We start from the raw sequence: 12,555 nt of genomic DNA on the forward strand, positions 1-12,555 counted from the left end.
CACCGCCCGAACGGCCGCCGTACCTGCGCCGCGTGCCAGGCACCCTGCAGCCGGTGCAACTCGGCGGCGGTCAGCCGGCCGAGCCGGGTCGCGAACCGCCGCCCCAGCGCGCGCGTCACCTCGAGCGCGGCCACTGCGCGCAGCGCGGGCTCGTCGGCTTCCGCGTACCCGACGCCGTACCGCGCGCACAGCTCGGCCACGCCGCGGCGGGCGTCGGGGCGGCCGGGCCCGCGCCTGGACGGGTGCCCGGCCAAGTGCCCGTCCAGGACGCATGGGTCGAGCACGCACAGCCGCGCGGGCTCCACGTAGCGCGCCAGCCGGGAGTCCCGGTGGCGCCGCAGCTCGCGGTCGAGCACCGTGAGCCCGTACGAGGCGTGCGGCACGACCAGCGGGACACCGCGCCCGCACGCGCGGGCGAGCGCCCTCGCTATCTCCTCCACCACGGGGGCCGGCCACCGGCCGTTGCGGTGCAGGAAGTCGTCGCCTGGCCCGAACCGCGCGGGCACCGGGACGCCCGGGTCGATCAGCCACCGCGTGACGTTCGGCTTCCTGCCCGGCGCCTCCTGCGTCACCACCGCCGCGGAGACGATCCTGTCGCCCTCGGCGTCCCTCCCCGTGGTCGCGGCCCCGAACGCGGCCAGCGGCCCCTCGTACCACAACGTCATCCACGAACTCCTCGCGCGCGCACGCCGGATGGCTGCGGACCGCAGCACGGACCGGTTGTTACCCGGACAGGGCGTGCGGTACGCGGTCTTTACGGTCGCTATATCGTTTCGCGAACCGCGGGCGGGGATCGGTACGATTCACGGGCGCAGCGCCCGCTGCGGCAGCCAGTGCGGTGAGGGAGAGACCGGTGTCAGACGTCCGTGTGATCATCCAACGCGATTCCGAGCGGGAAGAGCGCGTGGTGACGACGGGCACTACGGCCGCCGACCTCTTCACCGGGGAGCGCACCGTCGTGGCGGCGCGCGTGGACGGACAGCTCAAGGACCTCGCGTACGAGGTCGCCGAGGGCGACAGCGTCGAGCCCGTGGAGATCTCGTCGCCCGACGGCCTGAACATCCTGCGCCACTCGACGGCGCACATCATGGCCCAGGCCGTGCAGGACATCTTTCCCGACGCCAAGCTCGGCATCGGCCCGCCCATCAAGGACGGCTTCTACTACGACTTCGACGTCGAGCGGCCCTTCACGCCCGAGGACCTCAAGGCCGTCGAGAAGCGCATGCAGGAGATCCAGAAGCGCGGCCAGCGCTTCTCCCGCCGCGTCACCACGGACGAGGACGCGCGCGCCGAGCTGGCGAACGAGCCGTACAAGATCGAGCTGATCGGCCTCAAGGGCAAGGCGGCCGACGCCGCCGAGGGCGCGGGCGCCGAGGTCGGCGCCGGCGAGCTGACGATCTACGACAACCTCGACGCGAAGACCGGCGAGCTGTGCTGGAAGGACCTGTGCCGCGGCCCGCACCTGCCGACCACGCGCGCCGTCCCGGCGTTCAAGCTGATGCGCTCGGCCGCCGCGTACTGGCGGGGCAGCGAGAAGAACCCGCAGCTCCAGCGCATCTACGGCACCGCGTGGCCGTCGAAGGACGAGCTGAAGGCGCACCTGGAGTTCCTGGCCGAGGCCGAGCGCCGCGACCACCGCAGGCTCGGCAGCGAGCTCGACCTGTTCTCCTTCCCGGACGAGCTGGGCTCGGGCCTGGCCGTGTTCCACCCGCGCGGCGGCGTGATCCGCAAGGAGATGGAGCAGTACTCCAGGGCGCGGCACGAGGTGGAGGGGTACGAGTTCGTCAACACCCCGCACATCTCCCATGAGCGGCTGTTCGAGACGTCGGGGCACCTGCCGCACTACGACGAGGGCATGTTCCCGCCCATCGAGTTCGACGGGCAGAACTACCGCCTCAAGGCGATGAACTGCCCCATGCACAACCTGGTCTTCAAGTCGCGGGGCCGCTCGTACCGCGAACTGCCGCTGCGGCTGTTCGAGTTCGGCACGGTCTACCGGTACGAGAAGTCCGGCGTCGTGCACGGCCTCACCCGCTCCCGCGGCTTCACCCAGGACGACTCGCACATCTACTGCACCAAGGAGCAGATGGCGGACGAGCTGGACTCGCTGCTCACCTTCGTCCTCGGCCTGCTGCGCGACTACGGCCTCACCGAGTTCGAGCTCGAACTGTCGACCCGCGACCCCGAGTCGGACAAGTTCCTCGGCACGGACGAGGAGTGGTCGGAGGCGACGGCGGCGCTCCAGCAGGCCGCCGACAAGCAGGGGCTGCCGCTGGTGCCCGACCCGGGCGGCGCCGCCTTCTACGGGCCCAAGATCTCCGTCCAGGCGAAGGACGCCATCGGCAGGTCGTGGCAGATGTCCACGATCCAGGTCGACTTCCAGCAGCCGGCCAGGTTCGGCCTCGAGTACACCGCCGCCGACGGGACCAAGCAGCAGCCCGTCATGATCCACCGGGCGCTGTTCGGGTCGATCGAGCGGTTCTTCGCGGTGCTGCTCGAGCACTACGCGGGCGCCTTCCCCGCCTGGCTCGCGCCGGTGCAGGCCGTGGGCATCCCCGTCGGCGACACACACGTGCCCTACCTGGAGGAGTTCGCCAGGGAGGCGCGCGGGCGCGGGCTGCGCGTCGAGGTGGACTCGTCCTCCGACCGCATGCAGAAGAAGATCCGCAACCAGCAGAAGGCCAAGGTCCCGTTCATGATCATCGTCGGTGACGACGACATGCACGCGGGCACCGTCTCCTTCCGCTACCGCGACGGGTCGCAGGAGAACGGCATCCCGCGCGGCGAGGCGCTCGACAAGATCGAGCGCGTGGTCGCGGACCGCGTCCAGATCTGACGCACGCACGCCACGCGGCGGCCCCCGTCAGGCACGTGCCTTTGGTCAGGCACCTGCCTCCGGGGGCCGCCGCGCGTCGGGCGGCGCGTCCGTGCCCGGGGCGTCATGGCCCTCGCGCCGGAACACCTCGATCAGCCAGGACGAGAACGAGCCCGTCACCGCGCCGAGCAGCGCCACGCCGCACACCATCAGGCCCACCGCCACCGTCCGCCCCAGTGGTGTCACCGGCGTCACGTCCCCGTACCCGACGGTCGTGATCGCCGAGACCGCCCACCACACCGAGTCCCCGAAGGTCCGGATCGTCGCGCCGGGGGCCAGGCGCTCCTGGTGGTACACGGTGAGCGCCGCGGTGAACGTCAGCAGCACCGCGGACAGGCCCGCGTACGTCATCACCCGCGCGTACAGCGAGAGACCGCCCCCGCCCCCGCCTTCCCGGCGCCGGCGGACCGCCGAGTGGAGCTTCACCAGGCGCAGCGGCCGCAGCAGCGGCAGCAGCAGGACGAGCGAGTCCAGCCAGTGCGTGCGGACGAAGCGCCACCGCTCGCCGCTCAGCACCAGCCGTACCGCGTAGTCGGCGCAGAACGCCGCCCACGCGGCCGCCACCACCGCGAGTGCCGCGTCACGCCAGGCCTCGGGCGCCGCCCAGGCGAGCACGCGCACCGCGTACCCGGCGAGGTAGACGAGCGAGACCGCGAGCAGCGGCAGCTCCGTGCGCCGCTCCCAGCGCGCCAGCCCCCCGGATGCCGGTTCGTCGTGCATCGGACCAGCATTACGGCGGCCGCGGGGGGCGGACACCGGCGACACGCCCCGCGGGTGTGACGTCTTATGCTGCACAGCATGACGACTGAGCCGGAGCAGCAGATCGGAGTGGGGAGCCCGGACGCGTTCCAGCGCCTGTGGACGCCTCATCGCATGGCCTACATCCAGGGCGAGAACAAGCCCAGCGGGTCAGGGGCCGAGGACGGCTGCCCCTTCTGCTCCATCCCCTCCAAGTCGGACGAGGACGGCCTGGTCATCGCGCGCGGTGAGCGCGTGTACGCGGTGCTGAACCTCTACCCGTACAACGGCGGCCACCTGATGGTCGTGCCGTTCCGGCACGTCGCGGACTACACCGAACTCGACGAGGCGGAGACGGCGGAGCTCGCCGAGTTCACCAAGCACGCCATGGCGGCGCTGCGCAGGGCGTCAGGGGCGCACGGCTTCAACATCGGCATGAACCAGGGCGCCGTCGCGGGGGCCGGCATCGCCGCCCACCTGCACCAGCACGTGGTGCCCCGCTGGGGCGGCGACACCAACTTCATGCCGGTCGTCGGCCACACCAAGGTGCTGCCGCAGCTGCTGGGGGACACCCGCGCGATGCTGGCGGCGGCCTGGCCCGCCAGGCCCTGACCGTACCCGCCCGACAAAGCGGCTCACGCGTTGTAGGTGTCGGCCTTCGACGGATTCGGGTCCTGCACCTGCCCGCTGAGGAAGCCGGCCCGGTTGCCGAACGAGGTGACGTCGACGCCGTGCTCCTCCAGGACGCGCAGCGCCGCGTTGTGCGTGACGCGCAGCACGGGTGTGGCCGTGCGCAGGGCGTCGTCCGCCATGAAGCGGTGCAGCCACGGCTGTTCGGCCCACGCGTGCCGCAGGCCGAACGGCTCGGGCAGGACGAGCTTGCCGCCGAGGTGGTCGAGGACCGGCGGGTACCACAGCAGCGGGGCGCGCACCGCGAGCCGCACGATCTCGTCGTTGTTGACGAGCGGCAAGGTACGGGTGCTGGTCTCCCAGAACTTGACCGTTTTCGGTGTGGTGACGGTGTTCGCCGCGGGCTTCGTGGTGAACAGGGGGTGCACGGGGCCGAGCGCGTACCCGGTGACCTCGATGCGCAGGGTCTCGTGCAGCACCGTGACGCTGATCAGCATGGTGATGACCAGCTGGCCGTCCCAGAGCGTGAACTGCACGCCGAGATAGTGGCGGTCACCGCTGCCGAACTGCTGGTGGTTGCAGATGCGCTGTATCTCGTGCGGCTTGACCTGGAACGCCTCGATGTCCTGGCCCTCGGGCCGCTTGACCTCGCCCGCGCCCTCGCCCACCGGCGAGACGATCCAGTGGTTGACCGAAGGTGTCGGGAAGCCGCCCGTGTTGAGGGGGCCGCGCTCCAGCAGCTTGAGCTGGTCATGGATGGCCTTGACCACGTCCCAGCTGCGGAAGCCGTGGATCTCCTTGCCCGGCTCGGCCGGGTCGAGCTGCTCGGCGAGCTGCCAGCCGCCCCACCGGGTGCCCATGCCGAGTATGCCCTTGGGGCCCGCGTAGAAGACCACGTTGGAGCGCTGCTCGGCCGTGAGCTTCTGCAGGCCCTGGCGCAGTTCCTCACGCGCCGACTCGCCGGGGTGGCCGGGCACCGCGTCGGGCACCTTGGCACCGACGCCGCCGCCCGCGAGCAGCGCGTCCCACCGCGCCCGCAGGTCCTGCGCGGTGGCCTCGGAGACGCGCTTGGCCGCGTACCAGCCGATGACGGGCATCACGATGACACCGCGGATGTACCAGCCGAGCACCCCGTCGAACGGCAGGAACAGCAGGCAGACCACCCCGAGCACGCCGACCGCGATCAGCAGCAGCGTCCCGATGGCGCCCGCGCTCCTGCGCGCGCCCGAGGACAGCCCGCGGCGCAGCGCGAAGACACCGAGCCAGACGAGCAGGCCCGGCAGGAACAGCACGCCGAACAGCAGGGTGACGACGGTGAGCTTCTGGTCGCGTTCCTTCCTGATGCGGTTGGCCGCCAAGCAGTGCTCCACGACGGTCTGCGGCTCGATGCCGAACGACTGGACCAGCGCGGCCCGGCCCGCGCCGAGCGTGCGGGTCTGCACGGCACGCGCGAACGCCTCACCGAGATTGGGCGTGAAGATGTTCCGCCTGCCGGCCTTGGCGCGCGAACCGCCCTTGATGGTGGACTTGTGCCATTCGTTGTCCGCCTTGAGGATCTCCGTGAGATCGCTGTCGCGGTACGCGGCCGAGGCCAGCGCCTGGGTGGCGGCGGTCTGCCCCGCCGCGCCCATCAGGGGCACCTGCGCCCCCGGGCTGAAGTCGAACCCGTCGCTCACCTGTGACCCCCACGCGTCGCCCGAGGTACCGCTGTGCCGCCTCTTCCCCGCCGGCGAAGACCCCACACATGCTGAACTGGGCAAAGGCACCCCAGCGTATCCGGGGTGCCCCGCCCGCGGCAGTCATATGCCGACTAGGCCTCGATCAGGCTCCGTTCACGCAGCTTTTCGGCCACGCCCGACGGCATCGCCTCGTGGCGCAGGTACGTGCGGCTGAAGCGGCCCGTGCCGTGCGAGACGGACCTGAGGTCGACGGCGTACCTGCCGATCTCCAGCTCGGGCACCTCCGCGCGCACCAGCGTCCGCCCGGGCCCCGCGGGTTCCGTGCCGACGACACGTCCGCGGCGCCCGGAGAGGTCGCTCATCACGGGGCCCACGTACGCGTCGGGCACCAGCACGCCGACCTCCGCGACCGGTTCGAGCAGCCTGATGGGCGCGGCGCCCGCCGCCTCGCGCAGCGCGAGCGCGCCGGCCGTCTGGAAGGCGGCGTCCGACGAGTCCACGGAGTGCGCCTTGCCGTCGTACAGGGTGACCCGCACGTCGACCAGCGGATGCCCGCTCGCCACCCCGCGCGCGGCCTGGGCGCGCACGCCCTTCTCGACGGACGGGATGAACTGGCGCGGCACCGCGCCGCCCACCACCTTGTCGACGAACTCGATCCCCGAGCCCGCGGGCAGCGGCTCGACCTCGATCTCGCAGACCGCGAACTGGCCGTGGCCGCCGGACTGCTTGACGTGCCGGCCGCGCCCCGTCGCGCCCGCCCCGAACGTCTCGCGCAGCGGCACCCGGTGGGCCACGGCGTCGACCTGGACGCCGTAGCGGCTGCGCAGCCTGTCGAGCGCCACGTCCAGGTGCGCCTCGCCCAGGCACCACAGCACCAACTGATGTGTGTCCTGGTTGTGTTCGAGACGCATGGTGGGATCCTCCGCGACCAGCCTGGCAAGACCCTGCGAGAGCTTGTCCTCGTCGGCCTTGCCGTGCGCCTCGACGGCCAGCGGCAGCAGCGGCTCGGGCATCGGCCACGGCTCCACCAGCAGCGGCCTCTCCGGCGCGCACAGCGTGTCGCCCGTCTCCGCGTGCGCCAGTTTCGCGACGCACGCGAGATCACCGGCCCGGCACTCGGACAGCACCCGCTGCTGCTTGCCGAACGGCGACGACAGCGAGCCGACGCGCTCGTCCGCCTCGTGCGGCTCCCCGCCGGCCGGGCCGGCCCCGGAATCGTGCCCGTCGCTCCTGTGCGGGCCGCCGCACACCCGCACGGTGTCGTCGGGCCGCAGCGTCCCCGAGAAGACCCGTACGAGCGAAATGCGGCCCACATACGGGTCGGAGGCCGTCTTCACGACCTCCGCGACAAGTGGACCCTCCGGGTCGCAGCCGACGCCGTCGCGTACGCCGTCGCGCGCCCCGCCACCCACCCCGCTGATCTCCGGCGCAGGGCGCTCCAGCGGCGACGGGAAGCCCCCCGTGACCAGTTCGAGCAGCTCCACCGTGCCGAGGCCCTGGGAGCCCCCGTCAGCGGCCGGCGCGGCCGCGAGCACCGGGTGGAAGACGCCGCGTGCCACCGCCTTCTCCAGATCGGCGGTGAGGGTGCCGACGTCGATCTCCTCGCCCGCCAGATAGCGGTCCATCAGGGTCTCGTCCTCGCTCTCGGCGATGATCCCCTCGATGAGGCGGTTGCGCGCCTCCTCCACGGCCGGGAGATCGTCGTCGGCCGGCGGTTTCGCGACGCGCTCGCCCGACGCGTAGTCGAAGACCCGCCGCGACAGCAGCCCGGTCAGCCCGGTGGCGTGCGCGTGCCCGTCCGGGCCCTCGGGACCGAGCACCGGAAGGTAGAGCGGGATCACGGCGTCCGGGTCCTCGCCGCCGAACAGGCGCCCGCACACTTCCGTCATCGTGCCGTAGTCCGTCCTCGCGGTGTCCAGGTGCGTGACGACGATGGCGCGCGGCATGCCGACCGCGGCGCACTCGTCCCAGACGGCGCGCGTCGTGCTCGCCACGGCCTCGGCCTCCTGCGCGGCCGAGACGACGAAGAGGGCCGCGTCCGCCGCACGCAGACCGGCCCTCAGCTCACCGACGAAGTCGGCGTATCCCGGGGTGTCCAGGAAATTGATCTTGTAGCCGCCCCATTCGACGGGGACCAGCGAGAGCTGCACGGAGCGGTGCTGGCGGTGCTCGATCTCGTCGTAGTCGGAGACCGTCGCGCCGTCCTCGACCCTGCCGGGCCGCACCAGCGCCCCCGCGGTCTGCGCCAGCGCCTCGACGAGTGTCGTCTTGCCCGATCCGCTGTGGCCGACCAGGACCACGTTCCGCACGGCGGCGGGCCGGCCGGCCGTAGCCGCCCCTCCGGCGGCTCCGATGTGTGTGTTCGCCTTGTCGCCCATGGTTTCCTGCCTCCCGGATGTGAGCGCGCGGTGAGGAGATGTGAAGGGCGCGGACAAGGGGGAGCCGCACGGGCAGCTCCGGCGGTGCCCACGGTGCCCTTCGAGGGTCGCACCCGTGCCAGGTCACGTCCATACGTCGGGGACGAGGGCGCGCCCCGGCGCGCCCCAGGCCGCTCGGGGACCCGGCGGTGCCGGCCGGCCGTCCTGGCTACGATGGGCCAGCCGACGGCCAACGGGGCCGCCAGGCGCCACGAACCTCGGGAAAGCCATGCTGAACAAGTACGCGCGTGCGTTCTTCACGCGTGTCCTCACACCGTTCGCCGCGCTCCTGCTCCGCCGGGGGGTGAGCCCGGACACGGTCACCCTCATCGGCACGGCCGGGGTGGTGGCGGGGGCGCTGGTCTTCTATCCGCGGGGCGAGTTCTTCTGGGGCACGATCTGCATCACCGTCTTCGTCTTCTCCGACCTCGTCGACGGCAACATGGCGCGGCAGGCCGGCGTCTCCAGCAGGTGGGGCGCCTTCCTCGACTCGACGCTCGACCGGGTCGCCGACGGCGCGATCTTCGGCGGGTTCGCGCTCTGGTACGCGGGCACGGGCGACAACGACATAATGTGCGCCGTCGCCATCTTCTGCCTGGCGAGCGGCCAGGTCGTGTCGTACACGAAGGCGCGCGGTGAGTCGATCGGCCTGCCCGTCGCCGTGAACGGCCTGGTGGAGCGCGCGGAACGCCTGGTGATCACGCTCGTGCTCGGCGGCCTCGCGGGCTTCCACCGCACCTTCGGCGTGCCGGCCATCCAGATCCTGCTGCCGATCGCCCTGTGGATCGTCGCAGCGGGCTCTCTGGTGACGCTGTGGCAGCGCATGGTGACGGTGCGGCGCGAGTCGGCCGAGGCCGACGCTGCGCGCGCCGAGGCCGAGGCCGGCGCGCCGGGGGCCGCCTCGTGAGCGACGCCGCGGACCGGGCCACGGACGCCCTGTACGGGCTCGGCTGGTCCACGGTCAAGATGCTGCCCGAGCCGGTCGCCAAGGCCCTCGGCAGGAACATCGCCGACATCGCCTGGAAGCGGCGCGGCAAGGGCGTGCTGCGCCTGGAGGCCAACCTGGCGCGCGTGGTGCCGGACGCCGGGCCCGAGCGGCTCGCGGAGCTGTCCAGGGCCGGGATGCGGTCGTACCTCAGGTACTGGATGGAGTCGTTCAGGCTCCCCACGTGGTCGAAGGAGCGCGTGGTGGACGGCTTCACGCCGGACGGCCTTCGCCACCTCGACGAGGCGTTCGCCGCCGACCGCGGGGTGATACTGGCGCTGCCTCACCTGGCGAACTGGGACCTCGCGGGCGCGTGGGTCGCGCAGGCGCTCGGGCGCAACTTCACCACCGTCGCCGAACGCCTGAAGCCCGAGACGCTGTACGACAGGTTCGTCGCCTACCGGGAGAGCCTCGGCATGGAGGTGCTGCCGCACGCCGGCGGTGCCGCGTTCGGCACGCTCGCCAGGCGGCTGCGCGGCGGCGGCATGGTCTGCCTGGTCGCCGACCGCGACCTGTCGTCCTCGGGCGTCGGCGTCGACTTCTTCGGCGAGCGGGCCACGATGCCCGCGGGCCCCGCGCTGCTCGCCCAGCACACCGGCGCCGCCCTGCTGCCCGTGACGCTCTGGTACGACGACTCGCCCGTCATGCGGGGGCGTGTGCACGCGCCCATCGAGGCGCCCGGGTCGGGCACGCGCGAGGAGAAGACGTCTGTCATGACACAGGCGCTGGCCGATGCCTTCGCCGGCGGTATCGCCGAACACCCGGAGGACTGGCACATGTTGCAGCGGTTGTGGCTCGCGGACCTGGACCCGGGGCGCGTCGCCGCGCCCGGCGCGGGCGCGGGTCCTGTGGCATCGGGACCGGCCGAATGAGGATCGGCATCGTCTGCCCGTACTCCTGGGACGTGCCAGGAGGCGTGCAGTTCCACATCAGGGACCTCTCCGAGCACCTGATCGCCCTCGGCCACGAGGTGTCCGTCCTCGCTCCCGCCGACGACGACACCCCGCTGCCCCCGTACGTGGTCTCGGCGGGGCGCGCCGTGCCCGTGCCGTACAACGGCTCGGTGGCGCGGCTGAACTTCGGCTTCATCTCCGCGGCGCGCGTGCGGCGCTGGCTGCACGATGGCGGCTTCGACGTCGTCCACATCCACGAGCCGTCGTCACCCTCGCTCGGGCTGCTCACCTGCTGGGCGGCGCAGGGCCCCATCGTGGCGACGTTCCACACGTCCAACCCGCGCTCGCGCGCGATGATCGCGGCCTACGCGATCCTCCAGGCGGCGCTGGAGAAGATCAGCGCGCGCATCGCGGTCAGCGAGTACGCGCGCAGGACACTCGTGGAACACCTGGGCGGGGACGCGGTGGTGATCCCCAACGGCGTCGACGTCGACTTCTTCGCCAAGGCCGAGCCCAACCCGGACTGGCAGGGCACGGACGACGCCTCCACGATCGGGTTCATCGGCCGGATCGACGAGCCGAGGAAGGGCCTGCCCGTCCTCATGAGGGCACTGCCGAGGATCCTCGCCGAGCGGCCCGGGACGCGGCTGCTCGTCGCCGGGCGCGGCGACGAGAAGGAGGCCGTCGCCTCCCTGCCGTCCGCGATGCGCTCGCGGGTCGAGTTCCTCGGCATGGTCAGCGACGAGGACAAGGCGCGGCTGCTGCGCAGCGTCGACCTGTATGTGGCGCCCAACACGGGCGGCGAGAGCTTCGGGATCATCCTCGTCGAGGCCATGTCCGCCGGGGCGCCCGTCCTCGCCAGCGACCTGGAGGCGTTCACGCAGGTGCTCGACCAGGGCGAGGCGGGGATGCTGTACGCGAACGAGGACGCGGACGCGCTGGCCGCCGCGGCGCTCGCGCTGCTGACCGACGCCCCGCGGCGTGCGCGGCTGCGGGAGCGCGCGTCCGCGCACGTGCGGCGCTTCGACTGGTCGACGGTCGGCGCGGACATCCTCGCCGTCTACGAAACGGTCGCGGACGGCGCGGCGCAGGTCGCCGCGGAACCCGCGGCGCGCCCACCCCGCACAAGGCGCGGCGCGTAGCGCGCGCTGGGCGCGCACCGGGCCCGCCAGGCCCGGGACCCGGCCATCGGGCCGGGAACGGGCAGCAGCGGGCGCGTGGGAACGGCGGCCGTGACCGGACGCGTGTGCCCGCGCCGCCGCGGGGCGTGCCGGACCCTGGCGCTTGCACTGGGTGCCGCGCCCGGGCCGCCGGACCCTGATCCGGCCGGTGGCCTGGACGGGCCCTCCGCGATCGCGCCAACCGTCCGCTCCACGGGCGTGCGTCGGCTCGCCCGCCGACCGGCGGCGCATACGTCGAGCCGGTCCCGGCCTTCGGCGGGCATCGTCGCGGCGCACCGAAGGCGCGGCCCGACCGGACGCGCGTCTTCCGGGAGGACGTCGACGGGCCGGGCACGGCCGGGCCCGCGCGGCGGTCGTGCGCCCTCGGGGCGCCGGGTCCGTGGCCCGGCCGCCGAGACGGGAGGCGTGTGCCCGCCGTCGCGGACGGCGCACCCATGAGGGGACGTTGGGGGTTGACCTGGCCGGGCTTCAGACGCACGGGTGGCCAACCGGCCCGCGCCGGGCCGCGGGTGGGGGCAACGGCGGTGCGCCGAACCGTTCAGGGCCGCAGACACCGTGCGGCGCGGGCGGTGGGCCGCCCCCGCGCGGCCGGTAGCCTGCTGGCGTGATCGTGACCTTTGCCTGGATCGGCGTCGCCGTCGTCCTGCTCATCGCCTTCGGCCTGTACCTGAGTTGGACCGCCGGCCGGCTCGACCGGCTGCACGCCAGGATCGACGCCACCCGCGCCTCCCTCGACGCGACCCTGCTGCGCAGGGCCTCCGTCGCGCAGGAGGTGGCCACGTCCGGCGTGCTCGACCCCGCCGCGTCGATCGTGCTGTACGAGGCCGCACACGCGGCCCGCCAGTCCGAGGAGGAGCAGCGGGAGGTCTCCGAGAGCGAGTTGAGCCAGGCGCTGCGCGCGGTGTTCGGGGAGCCCGCGCAGGTGGAGGCCGTGCGCGAGGCGCCCGGCGGCGAGGCGGCGGCGGACGAACTCGCCGCCGCCGTACGGCGCGTGCCCATGGCGCGCAGGTTCTACAACGACGCGGTGCGCGCGGCGCGCGCCCTGCGCAGGCACCGCAAGGTGCGCTGGTTCCGGCTCGCGGGCCACGCGCCGCGACCCCTCGCCTTCGAGATGGACGACGAGCCCCCGGCCGCCCTCTGATCCGAAGAGCACTGGA

At 72.9% G+C, this 12,555-nt stretch carries 10 protein-coding genes; 6 read left to right on the forward strand and 4 right to left on the reverse strand.

The features are described from left to right. On the reverse strand, positions 1-665 hold a 665-nt coding region (locus JFN87_RS27920; RefSeq protein WP_209344383.1), incomplete at its 3' end, for a 3'-5' exonuclease family protein. A gap of 188 nt (positions 666-853) precedes the next feature. On the opposite strand from JFN87_RS27920, the gene thrS reads away from it, so the two are divergent. Continuing rightward, complete coding sequence (thrS, locus tag JFN87_RS27925; RefSeq protein WP_209344385.1) at positions 854-2,836, forward strand: threonine--tRNA ligase; 1,983 nt, start codon at positions 854-856, stop codon at positions 2,834-2,836. Between the two features lie 45 nt (positions 2,837-2,881). Here thrS and JFN87_RS27930 read toward each other — a convergent pair whose 3' ends face one another. Continuing rightward, entirely contained in the window at positions 2,882-3,595 is a 714-nt protein-coding gene (locus JFN87_RS27930; protein ID WP_245182095.1) for a potassium channel family protein, read from the reverse strand. A gap of 66 nt (positions 3,596-3,661) precedes the next feature. Here JFN87_RS27930 and JFN87_RS27935 point away from each other — a divergent pair, with 66 nt between their 5' ends. After that, positions 3,662-4,225, forward strand: a complete 564-nt coding sequence (locus tag JFN87_RS27935; protein WP_209344389.1) for an HIT family protein — start codon at positions 3,662-3,664, stop codon at positions 4,223-4,225. A gap of 23 nt (positions 4,226-4,248) precedes the next feature. Here JFN87_RS27935 and JFN87_RS27940 read toward each other — a convergent pair whose 3' ends face one another. Then, positions 4,249-5,874: an AbeC-like domain-containing protein gene (locus JFN87_RS27940; protein WP_209344402.1), complete on the reverse strand. Its 1,626-nt coding sequence runs from the start codon at positions 5,872-5,874 to the stop codon at positions 4,249-4,251. 179 nt (positions 5,875-6,053) lie between these two features. Further along, the gene (locus JFN87_RS27945; RefSeq protein WP_209344392.1) at positions 6,054-8,300 is read right to left on the reverse strand and encodes an elongation factor G-like protein EF-G2; all 2,247 of its coding nucleotides are present in this window, start codon (positions 8,298-8,300) and stop codon (positions 6,054-6,056) included. Positions 8,301-8,568: 268 nt separating this feature from the next. Between JFN87_RS27945 and pgsA the strand changes: the two genes are divergently transcribed. The 4 genes from pgsA (at position 8,569) to JFN87_RS27965 (ending at position 12,539) form a co-directional block, all read left to right on the forward strand. Beyond that, on the forward strand, positions 8,569-9,246 hold the full coding sequence (gene pgsA, locus JFN87_RS27950; RefSeq protein ID WP_209344394.1) for a phosphatidylinositol phosphate synthase: 678 nt from the start codon (positions 8,569-8,571) through the stop codon (positions 9,244-9,246). Next, positions 9,243-10,196 (forward strand): phosphatidylinositol mannoside acyltransferase, encoded by a 954-nt coding sequence (locus tag JFN87_RS27955; RefSeq protein WP_209344396.1) that lies wholly within the window; start codon positions 9,243-9,245, stop codon positions 10,194-10,196. Before pgsA ends, JFN87_RS27955 begins: the two co-directional genes overlap by 4 nt. Beyond that, entirely contained in the window at positions 10,193-11,359 is a 1,167-nt protein-coding gene (locus tag JFN87_RS27960) for a glycosyltransferase family 4 protein (protein WP_209344398.1), read from the forward strand. Before JFN87_RS27955 ends, JFN87_RS27960 begins: the two co-directional genes overlap by 4 nt. Before the next feature lie 643 nt (positions 11,360-12,002). Next, a complete protein-coding gene (locus JFN87_RS27965) occupies positions 12,003-12,539 on the forward strand; it encodes a hypothetical protein (RefSeq protein ID WP_209344400.1) in 537 nt (178 codons plus the stop codon). Positions 12,540-12,555 lie beyond the last annotated feature (16 nt).

It is taken from the genome of Streptomyces montanisoli, from assembly GCF_017813245.1.
GTDB classification, from domain to species: domain Bacteria; phylum Actinomycetota; class Actinomycetes; order Streptomycetales; family Streptomycetaceae; genus Streptomyces; species Streptomyces montanisoli.